Raw genomic sequence first — 18,393 nt, 5'->3', positions numbered from 1 at the left:
GAGAAAAATGTCTCACTGGATCATGGGCATATTCGTGGGCCTGCTCGGCCTTGTCGGCCTGTTCATGGCTGGCGCTGCTCGCGACAGCGGTATCCTGGCCTTCGGCCTGGCCTTGTCGGCGTTCGCCATCCTGTTCTGCTGGTGGATGATCAAGTCGGCTTACGACGAAGCCGAAGGGCACGACGGCCGGCGCGAGGCCTAAGCGCTGCGGCGCCGACGATACCGCCTGGGCCGGCTCGCTCAGGGCGACGCCGACGCGCACTTCTTCTTGAGCGCCACGAACAACATCTCGTTGGGCTCGCCTGATTCGGCTTCGTTGGCGGCGAACTGAAACTTGGCAATCGCCGCCCGGGTGGCCGGTCCCATCGTACCGTAGGTGGTGCCGGCATAGAAGCCGAGGTCGCGCAGCAGAAGCTGGATGATCTTGATCTGGCTCGTCCGGTCGGTGGGCCAAGGGCCGGGATCGACCGAACATTGGGAGGTCGACGTCGGCGGTTCAGGCGTCTTCGTCGACAAGGCCGCCGTATCGTCCTTCCCCGCCTCGGCTTGCTGCAGCAGGGGCACCGCCGGTTGCGGCGCCGCCTTAAGCTCCGTCGGCGCCGTCGCCTGAGGAGCTGTGGTGCGCGGCGGAAGGTCCAGCCCCCGACCGAGAGGGGACAATTCCAACTGTACCGCTTTGGACGCGGCGACAGATGCGGGCTCGGCTTCGGGGGCCCATGGCAGGCCGCCCCCCTCCATTGCCCAGAGAGCAACGCCAGCGCCGCCGAGCAGCGCGAAGACGAACGCGTAGGCCACGACAGGTATCGCGAGCCATCGCTTGCTCCACCCGCTTCCGGAAGCCATCACCATCAAAATGCTTCCTCTCGCCCGACCTCTCTCGCAGCCTGGACGCTACCGAGGAATCGGCCCTGCTTCAACGGCGCGCGCTCCCGGCTCCAATCTCCGCCGCCGGACCGCAAACTCCCGCCAGAGTGGCAGCAGGAATGGAAATGAGCGGAGCTTCCCTTTATGAGAGGCTCTCCATCGAAACCGGGAATCTTCGTGGCAACAAAGGCAGTGAGCAAGAAGAGCGGGCGCATCCGCGCGAAGAGTTCGCCCGCGAGATCATCGGGCGCCACAAGGCGGCGCCAGCGGCTCTCGAAGCCCAATCTGCCGGAGCGCATCCTAGACGTTGCCGAAGAGATGTTCGGCCGGTTCGGCTATGGCGGCGCGACCACGAGGGCCATCGCCCGCCGGGCCGGGGTCAATGTCGGCCAGCTCCACTACTATTTCGAATCGAAGCGCGCGATCTTCGAGGCCGTGGTCGCGCGCATCGGCCGGGAAGTCACCGACCGCCGCCGATCGTTGCTGCGCGAAGCCGAGTCACGGCATCCGAACGGCCGCGTCCCACTCGAGGCGTTGGTCGACGCGCTGGTGAGGTCGCTGCTGCTGCCGGAAGCCCGGCAGAGCGGAAAGCCTTCCACCATGCAGATGCATGCCCGGCTTTTCACCGATCCGGACGAGACGGCGAACGTCGTGCGGGCCAACATCTACGACGAGACCAACGCACTCTACGTCGCCGCGATCGGCCGTGCCCTGCCCGCCGTGCCGACCGAAACGCTCTACTGGCGCTACTACTTCATGATGGGCGCGTACGTCTGGACGCTGCTCCAGCCCGGCCGCCTGGAAGCGATCTCCCAGGGGCGCTGCGATCCCGCGGACATGGAGGCGGCCATCCGCGAGATCGTTCCCTTCCTGTGTGCGGGCCTCGCCGCGCCCGTGTCGGGCTAGGACGGCTTCACACGGCTCTTCAGCCGGCAGCGGCACTTATCGAACTGGTGGAGTTCCACCATGTTGCCGCACGGATCGTTGAGAAAGAGCTGCTCGGCATCCGGGCCCGTCGCCCCCTTCAGCGACCAGTACGATGCTCCCAGCCGATCGAGCTCGGCCTTGGTCTCGACGATGTTCTCGACGGCAAGCGCCACGTGCGGCGCCGTCGGATCTCGGCCCGGCCCCTGAGCGAAGGGTGACGGCAGGTCGCCGCCGATCAGGTGGATCTGCCCGACTTCGCCGACATTGATCCACATGCCCGGAATGCCGGGAATCTCCGGCCTGCCTTTGTCGCGCTCGAGGCCAAGGACGCCGGCATAGAAATTTTCGAGATCGGCGAGAGTCTTCTCGTCGGCGCCGATGCGCACCCCTTGATGATGGATTTCGAGCACCTTGATCGCCATTGTTCCTCCCGAGGTCACATGACCAAAAAATTAGGTCACTTGACCTGATCGTGCACGACGCGCATCGTTCCTTCAACGAACAACGCCGTATCGGTGGGAGGAATTGGGATGCCGAGAGAAGGGGCCACCGGCTGGTCGAAGTCGGCGACGCTGCCGGCCGAACCGACGTCATTCGCCGGCGTGAGCTACTCGGAAATGCTCGATCGGGCGCGCGCCCTGGTGCCAGCCCTCGCGGCACGGGCGGTCGATTGCGAGAAGCTCCGGCGGCTGCCCGACGAGACCGAGCGCGACCTCCATCGCAGCGGCCTCTTCCGCATGGTTCAACCGGCCCGCGTCGGTGGCGCCGATCTCGATGTCGGCATTCTGGTCGACACCTGCGCCACGATCGCCCGGGTCTGCCCTTCCACCGCCTGGAACCTCGGCAATCTCGCCAGCCATCACTGGATGCTGGGCTACTTCCAGCCGGAAGCGCAGGACGAGATCTGGGACATCTCGCGCGATACCTTGATCGCCACCTCGCTCGTCTTCCCGGCCGGCCGCGGCCGCAAGGTCGAGGGCGGCTACGAGGTCTCGGGCCGCTGGCCGCTTTCCTCCGGGGTCGACAATTCGGACTGGAACATGTTGGCCTTCATGGTGCGCGAGCATGACGATGGCCCGCCGGTCGACCAGCGCTTCGCCCTCGTCCATCGCTCGCAGTACGAGATCATCGACACCTGGCACGCCGTCGGTCTCTCCGGCACCGGCTCGAAGGATGTCGTGATCAAGGGCCTGTTCGTGCCGGACTACAGGACGGTCACGGCCTGGGCGATGAACGGCAAGCCGCACCCCGGCTCTACCGTCAATCCCTCCCCGCTCTTCCGCCTGCCGATGCTGGCGCTGGGTCCCTATGTGCTGTCGGGCACCATGCTGGGCTGCGCGCAAGGGGCCTACGAGACCGTCGTGGGGGCGGCGCGCAAGCGCAACGCCACGACCACGGGGCAGCCGGTCGGCGCCAGCCAGGCCGTCCAGCTCAGGGTGGCCGAGGCCAGCGCCCGCATCGACGCGGCAGAGATGATGATGCGGGCGATCTGCGCTCACGCGATGGACGTGGCCCGTGCCGGCCGCGAACCGCTGCACGAAGACAAGCTGCGCTATCGGCGCGACGCCTTCTTCTCGGTCCGCCTCTGTCTCGAAGCCGTAGACATGCTGATGACCGTCGCCGGCTCCAGCGGCCTTTATCTCAGCGGGATCATGCAACGCCTGTTCCGCGACGCGCACGCAGCCAACGCACACGTCATGTTCTCGCCCGACGTACAGGGCGCCCTGTTCGGCCAGCATGCCCTCGGCATGGCCGGACCGCCGCCGTTGCTCTGACGGCAAGCGGCCAATGAAGAAATCCATCACGTGGGAGGAAGCAAGAATGTCATTGTCATCGATTGCGAGGTTGACCGGCGCTGCGGCATTGGTCGGTTTGAGCGCCATGGCGGCGCAGGCGCAGACGTCGGGCGAACCGATCAAGATCGGCGCCATCGTGTCGGCCACCGGCGCCGGGGCGGGCCTCGGCGTGCCTGAGCGCAACGGCCTTCTGCTGGCCGAGAAGGACATCAATGCGAAGGGCGGCGTAAAGGGCCGTCCCATCAAGATCATCATCGAAGACGATGCGTCCAACCCCGATACCGCCCTCAGCAAGGCCAACGACCTGATCTTCGGGCAGAAGGTCGTGGCCCTGCTCGGTCCGTCGCTGACGGCGAGCACCGTTGCGGTCGGCGGCGTCACGCACGCCAACAAGATCCCGCAGATCGCCTTCACCGGCATCGGTCCGGCCGTCGAGCGTGAGCGCAAGTGTGTGGCGCACGTCCTGCCGCCGCAGCGCCTGAACGCCCAGGCCCTGCTGGAATATGCCAAGAGCATCAAGGCGACCAAGGTCGGCGTGCTGCATGACGCGGGCTATGGCAATGTCGTGATGGCCGAGTTGAAGCCCCTCGCCGACAAGTACGGCGTCAAGCTGGTGGCGGTCGAGAAGTTCGAGATCGGCGCCACCGATACGACCACGCAGGCCGCCAAGGTCAAGGCCGCACGCCCCGAAGCGGTGTTCATCATCGCCACGTCGGCGACGCCGTTCCGCAACGTCAAGCAGATCCAGATCACCCAGCCGGTGATCGCGGCGATCGGCTCGTCCTCGTACGAGTACGTGAACGCCATGGGTCCGGCGGCCGACAACATCGCCATCCCCGAGTTCGTGGTCGGCGAGGATCCGCTGCCGCACCAGAAGGCTTTCGTCGACCTCTACAAGCAGACCTACAACTCGACGCCGAAGAACTACGAAGCGGCGGCCTGGGATGCCGCCCACATCATCGCCGCGGCTCTTACCAAGGCCGGCGCCGACGCGACGGGCGAGAAGCTCTGCGAGGCCATGAAGGCGCCCTACACGGGCGTGCTCGCCAACTACAACTTCGCAGCCGACGACATGACGGGAATTCCGATCTCGAGCTTCGTCTTCTCGAAGCTCGTCGGCGGCAAGTACACCCGCACGCCATTCCGCGTCGCACAGTAACCACCGTTCGACGGCGCAGGCAGCAAAAACCTGCGCCGTCTCCTTGCCCGCGGAACCGCATTCAATGACTCTCAGCCTCGTCCTGCAGGCGATCTTCGCCGGCGTGACCAACGGCATCGTCTATGCCTTCGTCGGCATGGGCCTGTCGGCGATCTTCAAGGGAAGCCGCGTCATCAACGCCATGCAGGGCGAGTTCGCCGTTATCGGCGCCATGACGACGGTCCTTCTGCTCACCAAGTCCGGCTGGCCCTATCCGGCCGCCATCGCCGGCGGCGTGCTGGCCGGCGCGCTGGTCGGCGCCTTCATCGAGGTCGCCTTCGTCCGCTACATGGCTAAGAAGAACGCCAGCGAAGACAGCTTCCTCCTCCTCACGATCGGCCTCGCCCTGACGCTGTCGGCGTCCATCCTCTTCTTCATCGGCCGCGACGGCCATCTGCTGCCGCCGATCGGCGGCGAGGGCGTCCTGCTCGTCCTCGATGCCGTCATCCAGTTCCACGCGCTTTGGCTGATCGCGATCGGGATCGGCGCCACGCTGCTGCTGCGCGCCTTCTTCCATCGCACGACCGTCGGGCTCTCCATGATGGCCGCATCGATCGACGCCGATGGCGCGGCAACCACCGGCATCAATGTCGGGCGCATGCGCACCTACACCTTCATTCTGGGCGGCCTGCTCGGCGCCCTGGGCGGCATCCTCGTCACGCCGCTGATCTCCGTCGACTATACGCTCGGCCTCAACCTTACCCTGAAGGGCTTTGCGGCAGCCGTGCTCGGCGGCCTCACCAATCCCCTAGGAGCGGCCGTTGGCGGCATCACGCTCGGCCTGGTCGAGTCGCTGGCCATCATCGGCATTTCGTCGAGCTACAAGGACGTCGTCGCCTTCTCGGTGCTGATCATCATCATGATCCTCATGCCGAACGGCATTCTGGGCCGCGCCGGCCGGCGGGGAGGATGACCATGCAGCCCCGCCTCCTCTGGATCGCCGTCGCGCTCGTCATATGGGCGGCATTGCCCTTCGTCGTACCACGCAACATCGCCGACCTGCTGGTCTTCACCGGCATCTACACGATCGCCGGTCTTGGCATTGGCCTGCTGCTCGGGCATTGCGGCATCGTCAACCTGGCGCAGGCCACCTTCTATGGCCTCGGTGCCTATGCCAGCGCCTACTGCACGGTGATGATGGGCCTGCCGAGCATCGTGGGCTTCGTCGTCGGTGCTGCCATCAGCATGGCGCTCGCCTACGTGATCGGCCGTCCGATCCTGCGCCTCACGGGCTACTTTCTCGCCCTGGGCACCCTGGCGCTCAGCGCCATCGCCAGCGCCCTGTTCTTCGAATGGGACTGGCTCACCGGCGGCACGCTGGGCATCGGCGGCATCCCCAAGCTCGACCTGTTCGGGTTCGTTCTCGACCGCCCGTCGCGCTACTATTTCTTCGTCTGGATCGTGGCCTTCGCCTGCATGGCGGCGGCGCACAACCTCGTCGACAGCCGCAGCGGGCTGATGCTGCGCGCCATGCGCGACTCGAGCACCGCCGCCGCCGCCCTGTCGGTCGACCTGCAGTCGCTGCGAACGCGGGTCTTCGTGGTCTGCGCCCTGTTCGGCAGTCTCGCGGGCAGCCTGTTCGCCCATCATGCCTCGTTCGTAAGCACACAGAGCTTCACGGTCGACCGCTCCATCAGTTTCCTCCTGATCCCGGTGATCGGCGGCGCCACGTCCATCCCCGGGATCGTCGTTGGCGCCCTGTTCGTGACCTTCCTGCCGGAGTTCCTGAGCAAGCTGGGCGACATCCACCAGATCCTGTTTGGCCTCGCCCTCGTTGCCGTCGTCGTCCTGCTGCCCGACGGATTGATGGGCGCCTTCGGCCGTCTCTGGACGCGGCTTGCCGCACGGCAGGGCAACCATGCCCGCTAACGCCATCCTCGCGCTGAAGGAAGTCGGCCATTCGTTCGGCGGCCTCGCCGTGCTGCGGTCTGTCACGTTCGACGTCCCGGAAGGCGGCATCATCGGCCTGATCGGCCCCAACGGCTCGGGCAAGACGACGCTCTTCAACATCGTGAGCGGCTATATCCGCCCGCTCGCCGGGTCGATCACCTACCGAGGCGCTCCGCTCGTTCGCGAGTCGATCCAGCGGCGCGGCACGGCAGGCCTCGTGCGAACCTTCCAGACGCCCCAGGTCTTCGAGCAGATGACCGTGCTCGAAAACATCATGGTGGGGTGCACCAAGCTCACCCGCACGACGATGCTGCAGGACCTTCTGCGCACGCCGGCCGCCCGCGGACAGATGCGTGAGATTCGCCAGCGTGCCGAAGCCGCCTGCGAGCATTTTCAGCTCGGCAACCTGCGCGACCTGCCGGCCGCCAGCCTGACGGCCGGGCAACGCCGCATCCTCGAGATCGCCCGCGCGGTCGTGGGCGAGCCGCGTCTTCTCCTGCTCGACGAGCCCTCGTCCGGCCTGAATGCGCAGGAGATCGACAATCTGCGCGAGTGGATTGTGCGCCTGAACGAACAGGGCATTACGGTCCTGCTTGTCTCCCATGACATGGGCCTCATGACGGTGGCCCGCACCGTGCACACGCTCTACTTCGGCGAGATCATCGCCAGCGGCGACATGGCCGCAATCCAGCGAGACCCGCGGGTCCGCGAAGTCTATCTCGGGGTCTGATCGTGCTGGAAGTGACCTCCGTTTCCGCCGGCTACGGCGCCCTCACCGTCCTGAACGACATCTCTCTCAAGGTCGGCGATGGCGAAGCTGTCGCGCTGGTCGGTGCGAATGGCGCGGGCAAGACCACGCTCGTGCGGACAATCTGCGGTCTCCTGCGCGCGCGCAGCGGGCGCATCGTCAAGAACGGCACGGATGTCACCTCGACGCCGCCTCATGATCTCTCGCAGCACGGCCTCGCCGTCGTGCTCGAAAACCGCCGCTTGTTCGGCGAGCTGTCGGTCCGCGAAAACCTCGTTCTGGCAGAGACAGTCGGCCGCAAGGTCCGACGCGGCAACATGCGCTTCGCCTGGGACGAAGTTACGGCGCTGTTCCCCGTCGTAAAGGAGCGTCTCGACTCCCCCGTCGAGCTGTTGAGCGGTGGCCAGCAGCAGATGGTCGCGATCGCCCGGGCACTGCTCTTGCAGCCCGACCTGCTGATCATGGACGAGCCCTCGACTGGCCTCGCTCCGAAGGTCGTGAAGGACATCCTGCTCGTGATCAAAGCCCTTCGCGAGCGGGGTATGGGTCTCCTGCTGATCGAACAGAATGTCGGCATCGCCGCCGAAATCACGGACCGCGCCTATGTCATGGCGGTCGGAAGCATCGTGCACGAGGTCGGACCGGGCGAATGGCAATCCTTCCTCAAGGACGAACGCCTGATCCGGGCCTATCTCGGCTGAGACGGCCCACCCTCCTCCTTCGGGCTAGAGGAGCATACCGCGCATCGCCTCTCGCATGAGCGACGCCATGCGCTCGACAGATTCGACCCGATGATTCGGCCGTGTGTAGAACAGCTTCATCCGGAAGCAGCCGTCCATGACGTAGGCGTAGACATGCAGGTGATAGTCGGCCTGGTTTTCGGCCGCGACGGTGTCCGGCAAGTCCATCAGGGAAGATGCCGTTGGCTGAAACAACGTCCCGTCATAGTTCTCCTCCCAGACATCACCGATATATTGGAAGAGTGTCTTCACCTGGTCGAAACGAGCCAGTTCGGCGGTGCGTGGATCGTCCGAGAAATAGCGCAGGGCGCTGTGTGCAAGGCCATTGTCGGGAATGGCGCGATACTGTTCGGCGGTCCGTTCGAGGACCTGCGCCAACGCCCCGGCGCCTTCCAGCGACCCGTCAGGCAGACGCACGGTAATGGGCGTGTGGGTGATGAACCATCCAACCGTTCGCGAGACATCGGTGCCGGGAATGCAGGTTTCACGGCCATGCGCGACTTTGTGGAAGACGAGATTGCGTTGGCCCGAGATTCGGTGGGCCGTGAGCGCCAGGCCGGCCACGATGGCGTGAATCAGAGTCGGCTGGAATCCGCCCGCAAGACGACCACGGACGGCGTTGACCTCGTCGCTCGACAGAATTTCGAAGCCCAGGACATCGATGTCGCGCTGCAGGGCGCTGGCATCGGCATCGTCTTCCGGAAACGGATGAACCTCGCGCGCCTGGTCCAGCCAGTAGGCCCATTGAGCTGCAGCCGCCGGCCCGCGCGCGTAGTCGATGACCCGGTCGACCCACTGATGGAAGGGCGTCGTCGACGCGGGCAGCCCTGGTCGACGGCTGGCCGCGAGCGCCGTATAGGCCGTGCGCAGGTCTTCCAACGTGATCTGCAACGACATGGCGTCGGTGACGAGTTCGTGCATCGTGAAGAAGAAGTGATGATCCGTCCCCGCCGGGTCTTCGAACAGCCCGACCGTCATGACCGGGCCGTTGTCGATGTCGAGAGAATCGTGCAGGCGCGCGACCTGCGTCTCGATGAAGGCAAGCCGGGCGCCTTCGTCGCCAGCCGGCAGCCGGAAGGCATGGATCGGCACATCGAACACGTCGGGACTGCTCTGGTACCGCTGGTGAAATTCGCCATCGGCCGCGCGGCGGAAACGCAATCTCAGCGCATGGTGGTGCTCGATCACCGTGCGCAGAGCCTGCCGGAGAATCGATGGATCGAGCAGCGTCGGCAGCCGTGCGATGAACCCGACATTGAACTTGTTGGGGTTCGGGCGTGCCCAGGTGAAATAGTAGCGCTGCATCGGGCTGAGCGGCGCTTCCCCTTCGGGCACGGATGCGTCGATCTCGAGGGCCTGCGCCGTGCGGGCGCGGCGCGCCAACGCTTCGAGCGTCGGGTGCTCGTAGAGGTCGCGCGGCGTCAGCGCATAGCCCGCCTCCCGCGCGAGAAGGCTTACGCGGAAGGTAAGGAGCGAATCGCCGCCCAGCTCGAAGAAGTCGTCCGTGACGCTCACCGACCTGATGCCGAGCGTTTCGCGCCAGATGTGAACCATGTCCTCCTCTACGGAATCCCGGGGAGCGACGATGTCCTGACGGATGTCGAAATCGGGCGGCAGACGAAGGCTTCTGCGGTCGAGCTTGCCGTTGGGCAGGCGTGGCAGGTCGTCGGCCATCGCCACGAAGTGGGACGGCACCATGTAAGGAACAAGCCGCTGGCTCAGGAAGTCGCGCAGAGCCGACGATTCCACATCGGTCGTCTCGGCATCCGGGCTGCGAACGTAGAAGGCGACGAGTTGGCGTCCGCCCTCGGTGTCGATCGCACTCACCGCACAATCCCGGACGGCGGGATGGGTGGCGAGCGTAGTCTCGATCTCTCCGGGTTCGATGCGGAAGCCGCGCAGCTTGATCTGAAAATCGCGCCGGCCGATATAGTCGATCTCGCCGTCGGGACGCAGCGACACCAGATCTCCGGAGCGGAACAATCGGACATGGTCCGCTTCCGCCGCCGTCGCGAAGGGGTTCCGAATGAACTTCTCCGCCGTCAGGCTCGGATTGTTGTGATAGCCGCGCGCGAGTCCCGGGCCGGAGACACAAAGCTCGCCCGGCTCGCCAACCGCGACCGGCTGCAGCTCCTCGTCGAGGACATGAACGCGCATCTGGCCGAGCGCCTTGCCGATGGAGACGATCTTGCCCTTGAGGGCGTCCGGACCGACCACGCAGCAGGTCGCGTCGGCCGCCATCTCCGAGGAGCCGTAGAGGTTGAGGACCGTGGCGTTCGGCGCGAGTTCGTCGATGCGTCGGGCGAGGCTGCTGGGCAGCAGTTCGCCGGACGAGGTGACGTAGCGCAGCGCATCGAGACGTGTGCCGGTATGGCGGGCCGCATCGATCAGGGCCGCCAGCAGTGACGGCACCACGATGATCCGCGTCACGCGTCGGCTGGCCAGCAGGTCGAGAAGCGCCAGCGGATCGCGCGCCGTAAGGTCGTCGGCGATGACACTGGGAATGCCCTTCAGCAGGCCGCCGAACATTTCCCAGACCGAGTCGACGAAGTTCAAGGCGGTCTTGTTGCAACAAAGCTCGTCGGCGGCGAACGGGAAGGCTTCCCACATCCACTCGAACCGGCTCAGCATGGCCCGATGAGGCCCCAGTACACCCTTGGGCGTTCCCGTGGAGCCGGACGTGTAGAACACATAGGCCAGCGGGTCGGCATGCCCTTCGGCAGGGTGCCTGTCAGGCCGTCGTTGGACGGTGGACGATGCGGTGGCCAGGATCTCATCGAGGCAAAGCGTCCCTGCCGGCGCGTCGGCGAGGAAGGAGAGCTTCTCGAGCAGCGGGCGTGTGGTCAGAACCAGCGGCGCCGCCGTGTCCCCCAGCATGAACTTCAGCCGGCTTTCCGGATAAGACGGATCGAGCGGAACCCAAGCGCCGCCCGCCTTGAGGATACCCAGCGCGCCGGCCGTCGCCTCGATCCCGCGCCCCAGGGCCAGGCCGATCATCGTATCGGGCGGCAGGGTCGCGTCGGCCGGCAGGCCGCGGCTTGCGAGGATCGCCTGGGCGATGCTCTCGGCGGCGCGATCAAGCGCGGCAAAGCCGATACGACGCTCTCCGGCGTACAGGGCGATGGCGGCCGGCGTCCGGTCGGCGGCCGCTTCGAAGAGGCGATGGATCAACTTCGGCATCGGCACCGATCATTCTCCCTTGAGCTGTGCAACCGATTGCACGGGCCGCATCGTGGCGAGGCCGGCGCTTGCGAACATGGCGACGAGGGCGAGAACAAACGGCGCCATATAGTCCAGGCCGCTGAGCATGCCGGCTGCGATGGACGAACTGCCCCAGGCGAGCGCCGTGACGGAAATGGATATTCCCAGGATCCAGCCTTGGCGGTCGCTTTCGACAGCATCGGAAAACTGGGTGATGATGGCGCCGTAGGCGATGGACACGACGGTCGCTATGGGGAAGGCGATCGCCCACTGCACCTCGAGATCGTGCGACCAGAACGAGACCGCCATGAGCGCAGCCGTGCCCCATAGGCTCCACGCGGCAATGGTCCGCGCCGCAATGCGCTTTTGCAGCCACGGCAGGCAGAGGCCGTAGGCGGCACAGAATCCCACGCCGAGAAGCCCCATCATCAGCGAAACCGCCCCGGTATCCACGTCGAAGCGTTCGAAGAGGAGCGAGGGCAGGAACAGGAAATAGGCGCCCCACGCCACCTGCATGCAGGCGAATATCACGACGATTCGCCGGATCACCGGATCGACGAGCGCCGCCCGGAAGCCGCGCACGCCCATCAGCAGGTCGACGTCCTTGAGCACCATCCGCTGAGCCTGCGGACGCACGGGCTCCCGATACCAGAGCAGGATCAACGCCACCGCAAGCAGGGCAAGCAAGGCGGTGATGCCGATCGGTATCGTGAAATCGAACACGGTCGGCCGCTCGGCATGCGCCATGGCTCCGCCGATCAACGGCCCCAGAATGAAGCCGACCGAAGAGGCGAACAGGCAGAGACTGAGCGCCAGCGGCTTCGTCTCCTCGTTGCTCTGATCCACGGCCGCGGCCTGGGCGACGGCCTGACTGCCCGCCATGGCGCCTCCCAGGATGCGGCCGAGCAGCAGAAGGGCCACGATGTTGAACAGAATGGCGCCGCCGATCAGCACGAAGCTTGCCGCCACCCCGATCAGGCACGCGACCAGGACGGGACGCCGGCCTATGCGGTCCGATATTTCGCCCAGGACCGGCGCCATGTAGAGCATCATGAGCTCGAAGACGCCCAAGGCCACGCCGTAGACGATGTAGCGGATGCTCTGGCCCTGCCCCGTCATGAGGATCGGATTGTCGCTCACGAGCGCGGCGGCAAGGACCGGCACGACGATCGTGTAGCTGATGCTGTCGATCAGGATGGCGGCCAACAGCGGCACCAGACGGAGGACGAAGCGCACGGTCGTCATCGCGCTACCCTCGCAGGCCGCCCAGGCCAGCCGGTTCGGCAGCGGTCGTCAGTCGACAGATGCAGCGCGTCGCTCTGCCGAGAAGCGACGCGTGCGATCCATTGGCGGCCGGCAACCACCTAAGCCGTTCGAGGGGCGGCGGTCGAATCCTCGCGCCGCATCGCCCCCAGGGCCTTACCCGACATCAGATGCTTCTCGATCGCCTCCAGCGAGTGCCCGGTGGTTTCCGGCACGCGTGTCAGCGTAAAGGCGATGCCGCCCAGGCAAATGACGGCAAACACCGTAAAGGTGAAAGCCAACCCTGGGCCGGCAAGCATGAGCGGAAAGGCGAAGACCACCAGGAAGTTGAAGCCCCAGTTGCTGAGCGACGCCATGCTCATGCCCGGACCGCGCACCCGCAGCGGAAAGATCTCCGACATCAGCAAATGCGGCAGCGGTCCGACCGCAATCGCAAAGGAAGCGATGTAGAGCAGCAACATGGCGATGATGATCCAGGACGGCACCGCCTGCGGGAAGATCACGCCGACGGCGATGACCAGCATCGTGAAAGCCGTGCCGAAGAAGCCGATCACCAGCAGCGGCCGGCGGCCGATCCGGTCGATCAGGAACATCGCGACGATGGTCGTCAGCACGTTGACCGCCCCGACGCCCACCGTGGCCAGCGTCTGCGTACGAACGCTGTCGAAGCCGGCGTGGCTGAAAATCTCGGGGGCGTAGTAGATCACGGCATTGATGCCGCTCAGTTGCTGCAGGAAGAACAGCCCCGTACCGACGATCAGCGCCGGCCGGATCGCCGGTTCGAGGAGCGCGCGATAGCCGACCCGCCGGCCGAGTTCCTCCTTCGCGGCACGGACCATCCCGACCAGTTCGCCATCGACGTCCCAGGCGGGTCCCCGCAGTCGAATGAGGCCGGCGCGGGCCTTCTCGGGAAAGCCCTTGAGGACCAGCCATCGCGGCGATTCAGGCAGAAAGATAAGCCCGATCAGGAAAAGCGCGCCCGGTACGACGCCGAGGCCGAACATCACCCGCCACGTACCGTCGCCACCGAGCAGCAAGCCGGTGAGATAGGACATGAGAATGCCGACGGTGATCGCGAGCTGGTAGGTCGAGACCAGCGCGCCGCGGATGCCGTGCGGCGCGCATTCGGCGATGTAGAGCGGCGCGGCGACGGCGGCCGTGCCGATCGCAAGACCGAGCACGAAACGGGCGCCGATCAGCATCCACAATGCGGTGATGCTGGCTGCCACCAGCGCGCCGACCATGAACAGGGCAGCGGCGGCCATCAGCACGGAGCGCCGCCCGAAACGGTCGGTTATCCGGCCCGCCACGCACGCCGCGACCAGCGCCCCGAGCGGCACCGCCGACGTCATGAAGCCGACGACCAGCGGATCCATGGGAAAGTCCTTGCTGAGGGATGCATGCGCGACGGCGATCACACCCTCGTCGTAGCCGAACAGGAAGCCGGCGATCGCTGCGATAAAAGCCAGGAAGTAGATCATGGGAGGACCCGTTGTTTGCTGGATCGACGCATCGCGTCAGAAACTGATCACGCTCTTGAGACCGAGGACGAAGATGTTGGCGTTCTGGCTGGTAGCGCCCGGCGTGGCGATGTACTGGACGTTCGGCCGGATCAGGAGGCCGGGCACCGGCGCGATGGTGTAGAAGAGCTCCATCACGTACTCCGAGTTCCTGACCGGCACGGGTCCGAGCCCCATGGCATTCTGCAGGTTCTGCAGGTCGGTCAGCCGTTGGTTGACCTGGGTCGTGCCGATGGCAAAGCCGATGGAATCGTGCGGTCGCGAGCTGAACGTACCTGTGTAGAGAAGTCCGGCGGCGATCTGGAAGCTGGTCGCCGACGTCTCGCCGTCGGCGACCGCGGCGTTCAGGAACAGCTTGAGACCGGCGTTCGGGTCGCTCGAGCTGTTGCGCGTGACCTGTTGCTGGAAGGTCAGGTAGCCGCCATAGAGGCCGCGCCGCTGCATGGCGGGATCGCCCGTCAAGGCGGCGAGGTTGCCGTTCACGTCGAAAATTAGGTCGTTCAACGCCGACGTCGAATACCAGGCGCCGATCTTGTAGCTACCCGGCAGGCGGCCGTTGTCGAAGGTCGGCAGCCAAGCCAGCTCGAACGGCAGCAGCACGCCGGTCGAGCCGGAGTACCAGACCGGCCAGAGCTTGTTCTCGTATCCCAGATACTGCTCATTCTGGTCGTAGGCGCCGGCCTGGACATAGCCGAAGCCGTCGATCGCCACCCTTACACGGGCACCCCACTGGCTGATCGGCCAGTTGTAGATGTAGTTGCCGACGAGATTGCCGGGCTGCGAGCCGCAGAAGGTGAGATTCTGGAAGTCGCATGAGAAGACGGCAAAGGAATCGCCCATCGACGAGCGGCCCCAGCGCAGATTGATCAGGTCATTGAAGAAACGGTGCTCGAGATAGAATTGCGTCAACCGCACGGTCTGGCCGCGACCGTAGACTTCCTGGACGAGCTGCAACGTATCTAGTCCAGCGTCCTCCACGAGGTTGCGCCCAGCACGCTCGGTATAGGTAATCTGCAGCAGCGAGTTCGGCAGGGTGATCAGTTTCTCGAGATCCAGGGTCGCGCCGACGGCGACCTGATCGGTATAGGTGGCTAGCGACTTGGCGCCACCTACGGGGTTGTAGCCCACCTCGCTGACATAAGTGATCTGAAAGTCTACGCCCTTCTCGAAGAGGTGCGTCCGGAACCCACCCCAGTTGCCGAGCAGCCACGGCTCCGAAGGGGCGGTCGGCTTCTGCGCATACGCGCCATTGCAGACGAGCAATCCCACAATGATCGTGATCAAAGTTGCGACTGCGCGCCACACGTTTGCCCCCACTCTACCAGCCCCCATCAACAGCTCGTCGAATTACAGCGCTGCGCCCGCAAGAAGGCGGCGCTATTGCGCCGCCATTGCCGCTTGCCCCGCTTCCATCCCTGCCGCCAGTCGCGATGCGTTGCGCAACGCGACGGCCGTGATCGTCAGGTAGGAATTGGCGCTGCCCTGATGCGGCCAGATTGCCGCGTCGGCGCAGCTCAGGTTGCCGATCCGCCAGAAACGGCCATCGGGATCGGTTACCGAAGATGCCCGGTCACGTCCCATGCGGAGCCCACCAAATTCATGCAACGCCGAACCCGCGGCATTTTCCTCGGTACGAACGACCTTCGCGCCGAGTCCGGCCGCAACATCCGCGGTGAACTTTGCCATCTCGGCGAGGGTCTTCGAATCGCCGGGGCTGCGCTCGTTGACGATGCAATAGTCCGTCTTCGCCATGCCATCGCCGCACAGCACCATGCGTCCCGCTTCTTCCGCTTTGCTGATGCCGAAGCAGTAGAACAGAATGTAGCGCCCGTTGGCGTCGCCATCGAGCCAGCAGGTCGCGTGCAACGGGCTGTACCAGGTCTCCTGGAACATGCCCTGGAGCTGCGCGTGAAACGGCCGCTTCGCCGTCGGCGGAATGAAGATGTAGAGAGACTTCTCCTGCAGGGGCTCCGGCAATTCGAACACGGCCTGGCGGAAGAGATGGTCGCCCATGTAGCGACCGACCAAGGGATCGACGTCGGCCAGGCCGGAAGCCATGGCCAGCCGCGTCGACTGCATGCAGCCTCCCGCCAGCACGAAGTGGCGCGCGGGAACAGCGAAAGTCTCGCCAGTCCGATCCCGTACGGTAACGGCGCTGACGACATTGCCATCGTGCACGAGCTGCAGCACTTCCGTCTCGGCGGCGAGCGACAAGCGGGCGCCGTCCTCGATGCGGCCGAAATGCTTGCAGCGCAGCAGCCGGGAAACCGAGGAATCGAACCCGAGCGACATGCGGCCGCCATGGACCGAGCGCGTATCGATGCACAACGGTGCATGCGTTGCGGGAATGTCCTTGGCCGCAAGACGTCCCAGCAGACGTTCCTGCGCAGCGTGGGTCATGAAGGGCGGCGTATCGTTGTCGCCCTCGCTTCCCGAGACGCCCATCAGACGCTCGGCGCGAACGTACCACGAGCGCATTTCGTCTGCGTCGTACGGCCAATCGGCGAAGTCCTCGTCGCGGAAGCGCGGCGTGCAGCCGCCCCAGAACACCGTTCGCCCACCGACGATGGACCACGCGTTGTTGTTGGTCTCGGCCGTCCGCGCCTGTACGGCCGCCAGTTCCTTCTCCGAGGTCCAGGTCGTGCGAAAGCGCACGAGGTCATGGATCTGAGGAACAATGTCCGCCCGATTGGCGAAGGGGCCGGAGCCGACATGCTCCGTCAGGATCAGCGGGCCGGCCTCCAGGATGGCGACCTTGAGGCCGCGCTCGGCCAGTTCGATGGCGGTCGTCACGCCGCTGGTGCCACTTCCGATGACCAGGCAGTCGACGGCAGCATTGGCGACGGCACGCGCGTCGCTCAACAGGATGGGAGCTAGCGGATGCATTACTCGGCGGCCTTCATGTAGGTGGCAAAGGCGTTTCCGACCTTTCGGAACGCGGCGATGATGTCGTCGATGTCAGAGTCGGACAGAACGGACGCGACGGTCAGCAGTGCCGCACGCTCCGACATCGCGTCACAAACCGGCAGTGCGCCCTTGGCGTAGCTGTAATCGGCGGCGAATGCGTTCGCCGGATGAGTCCAGGGGAACCCTTCCTTGGCGTTGGAGCGCTTCTTCACCAAGCTCGGGATGTTGAAGTACCAGTGCATGCCCCACTCGCGCATCGTGATGCAGGTGAGGCTTCCTTCGGGTCCGCGTACGCCTTCGGCCCTGATGGCATCGACGAAGCGCTGGCAGGCCTCGGCCGTCGGATAGACCGTAATCAGGACCGGCCCGGTATCGCCGGCCGGATCGTCGACCTCGCGCAGGCCGATGCCGGGAATATCCTTGATGGCCTCGCGGATCTTCCACTTCGCGTCCCGCATCTTGGTCGTGATCTTCCGCACCTTGCGCATCTGGGCGAGCGCCATCGCGCCCGAAAGCTCGGACATGCGGCTGCCGATGCCCCAGTACTGATAGCGTTCGTCCGACGGGTCGAGCCGGCCCTCGGCGTTGCGCGCATAACCGAGGTCGTGCAGCGCGACGCAGCGCTTGTAGAGGTCCTCGTCTTCGGTGACGAGCAACCCGCCCTCACCGCTCGTCATGTTCTTGTTGAGCTGGAAGCTATAGATACCGATGTCACCGTACGAGCCGGCGGAACGGCCCTTCAGAGAAGCTCCGATCGCTTGCGCACAATCCTCGAGCAGCCTCAAATTGTGCTTGCGGCAGATCTCGGCGATGCGGTCGTTGCGTCCCATCACGCCGCTCATGTTTACGATGAGAACGGCCTTGCTGCGCGGACCGATCTTGCGCTCTAGATCCACCGGATCCATGCAGAAGCTGCCGTCGATATCGACCAGGCGTGGAATGGCGCCCGTGCGCACGATGGCGCTCATGCAGCTCACCCACATGTAACCCGGCACCAGCACTTCATCGCCGGGACCGACCCCGAAAGCCGCCAAGGCAATATGGAGGGCAGCGCTGCCGCTGTTCACGCCCAAGGCATGCTTGTGACCGAAAGTGGAACACCACTCTGACTCCAGCCGGTCGACCATCCCTTGAGCATCCAGACCGTAGAAACGGAACGGGCTGCGCGCATCGATCACCTGATTGACGAGGCGCTTCTCTTCCTCGTCGATGTAGTAGGCGCCGGGCAGTTCCCAGGGCAAAGGCGTAGAGCGAACCGGCGTGCCGCCATCGATGGCCAGCCGATTCGACAGATGGCGTACGTCTGCCGTCATTATAGTCTCCCCCGCTAGATCAAAAA

The 18,393-nt window shown here is 65.2% G+C and carries 16 protein-coding genes; 8 read left to right on the top strand and 8 right to left on the bottom strand.

Features of this window, described 5'->3' with window-relative positions; genetic code table 11:
• The first annotated feature begins 7 nt into the window (after positions 1 to 7).
• Positions 8 to 202, top strand: coding sequence for a hypothetical protein (locus BN60_RS01845; protein WP_020694271.1), 195 nt, complete (start codon positions 8 to 10; stop codon positions 200 to 202).
• A 38-nt stretch (positions 203 to 240) separates the two neighbouring features.
• Here BN60_RS01845 and BN60_RS01840 read toward each other — a convergent pair whose 3' ends face one another.
• Positions 241 to 795 (bottom strand): peptidoglycan-binding domain-containing protein, encoded by a 555-nt coding sequence (locus BN60_RS01840; RefSeq protein ID WP_177324742.1) that lies wholly within the window; start codon positions 793 to 795, stop codon positions 241 to 243.
• 246 nt (positions 796 to 1,041) lie between these two features.
• On the opposite strand from BN60_RS01840, the gene BN60_RS01830 reads away from it, so the two are divergent.
• Entirely contained in the window at positions 1,042 to 1,770 is a 729-nt protein-coding gene (locus tag BN60_RS01830; protein ID WP_177324741.1) for a TetR/AcrR family transcriptional regulator, read from the top strand.
• Here the strand turns inward: BN60_RS01830 and BN60_RS01825 are convergent.
• The gene (locus tag BN60_RS01825) at positions 1,767 to 2,213 is read right to left on the bottom strand and encodes a VOC family protein (RefSeq protein ID WP_020694267.1); all 447 of its coding nucleotides are present in this window, start codon (positions 2,211 to 2,213) and stop codon (positions 1,767 to 1,769) included. The two genes, BN60_RS01830 and BN60_RS01825, sit on opposite strands and share 4 nt — an antisense overlap.
• 108 nt (positions 2,214 to 2,321) lie before the next feature.
• On the opposite strand from BN60_RS01825, the gene BN60_RS01820 reads away from it, so the two are divergent.
• The 6 genes from BN60_RS01820 (at position 2,322) to BN60_RS01795 (ending at position 8,124) form a co-directional block, all read left to right on the top strand.
• Positions 2,322 to 3,566, top strand: coding sequence for an acyl-CoA dehydrogenase family protein (locus tag BN60_RS01820; RefSeq protein ID WP_020694266.1), 1,245 nt, complete (start codon positions 2,322 to 2,324; stop codon positions 3,564 to 3,566).
• 46 nt (positions 3,567 to 3,612) lie between these two features.
• The gene (locus BN60_RS01815) at positions 3,613 to 4,746 is read left to right on the top strand and encodes an ABC transporter substrate-binding protein (RefSeq protein WP_043283552.1); all 1,134 of its coding nucleotides are present in this window, start codon (positions 3,613 to 3,615) and stop codon (positions 4,744 to 4,746) included.
• A gap of 64 nt (positions 4,747 to 4,810) precedes the next feature.
• On the top strand, positions 4,811 to 5,698 hold the full coding sequence (locus tag BN60_RS01810) for a branched-chain amino acid ABC transporter permease (RefSeq protein ID WP_020694264.1): 888 nt from the start codon (positions 4,811 to 4,813) through the stop codon (positions 5,696 to 5,698).
• Positions 5,699 to 5,700: 2 nt separating this feature from the next.
• Positions 5,701 to 6,654: a branched-chain amino acid ABC transporter permease gene (locus tag BN60_RS01805; protein ID WP_043283550.1), complete on the top strand. Its 954-nt coding sequence runs from the start codon at positions 5,701 to 5,703 to the stop codon at positions 6,652 to 6,654.
• A complete protein-coding gene (locus BN60_RS01800; protein ID WP_020694262.1) occupies positions 6,644 to 7,405 on the top strand; it encodes an ABC transporter ATP-binding protein in 762 nt (253 codons plus the stop codon). Before BN60_RS01805 ends, BN60_RS01800 begins: the two co-directional genes overlap by 11 nt.
• A gap of 2 nt (positions 7,406 to 7,407) precedes the next feature.
• Positions 7,408 to 8,124 carry an ABC transporter ATP-binding protein gene (locus tag BN60_RS01795; protein ID WP_020694261.1) on the top strand — a complete coding sequence of 239 codons (717 nt, stop codon included), beginning with the start codon at positions 7,408 to 7,410 and terminating at the stop codon, positions 8,122 to 8,124.
• Positions 8,125 to 8,148: 24 nt separating this feature from the next.
• Here BN60_RS01795 and BN60_RS01790 read toward each other — a convergent pair whose 3' ends face one another.
• The 6 genes from BN60_RS01790 to BN60_RS01765 form a co-directional block, all read right to left on the bottom strand.
• On the bottom strand, positions 8,149 to 11,343 hold the full coding sequence (locus BN60_RS01790; protein WP_020694260.1) for a non-ribosomal peptide synthetase: 3,195 nt from the start codon (positions 11,341 to 11,343) through the stop codon (positions 8,149 to 8,151).
• A 9-nt stretch (positions 11,344 to 11,352) separates the two neighbouring features.
• Positions 11,353 to 12,609 (bottom strand): MFS transporter, encoded by a 1,257-nt coding sequence (locus tag BN60_RS01785; protein ID WP_020694259.1) that lies wholly within the window; start codon positions 12,607 to 12,609, stop codon positions 11,353 to 11,355.
• 119 nt (positions 12,610 to 12,728) lie between these two features.
• Entirely contained in the window at positions 12,729 to 14,108 is a 1,380-nt protein-coding gene (locus tag BN60_RS01780; protein ID WP_020694258.1) for a sugar porter family MFS transporter, read from the bottom strand.
• Positions 14,109 to 14,144: 36 nt separating this feature from the next.
• Positions 14,145 to 15,452: a carbohydrate porin gene (locus BN60_RS01775; protein WP_177324740.1), complete on the bottom strand. Its 1,308-nt coding sequence runs from the start codon at positions 15,450 to 15,452 to the stop codon at positions 14,145 to 14,147.
• A gap of 72 nt (positions 15,453 to 15,524) precedes the next feature.
• Positions 15,525 to 17,033, bottom strand: coding sequence for an FAD-dependent oxidoreductase (locus BN60_RS01770; protein ID WP_020694256.1), 1,509 nt, complete (start codon positions 17,031 to 17,033; stop codon positions 15,525 to 15,527).
• Positions 17,033 to 18,367: a DegT/DnrJ/EryC1/StrS family aminotransferase gene (locus tag BN60_RS01765; protein WP_020694255.1), complete on the bottom strand. Its 1,335-nt coding sequence runs from the start codon at positions 18,365 to 18,367 to the stop codon at positions 17,033 to 17,035. Before BN60_RS01765 ends, BN60_RS01770 begins: the two co-directional genes overlap by 1 nt.
• Between the last annotated feature and the right edge of the window lie 26 nt (positions 18,368 to 18,393).

It is taken from the genome of Reyranella massiliensis 521, from assembly GCF_000312425.1.
Classification (GTDB): Bacteria; Pseudomonadota; Alphaproteobacteria; order Reyranellales; family Reyranellaceae; genus Reyranella; species Reyranella massiliensis.
The sequence above is the reverse complement of the archived record's forward strand: the minus strand, read 5'-3'. Positions and strand labels throughout refer to the sequence as shown.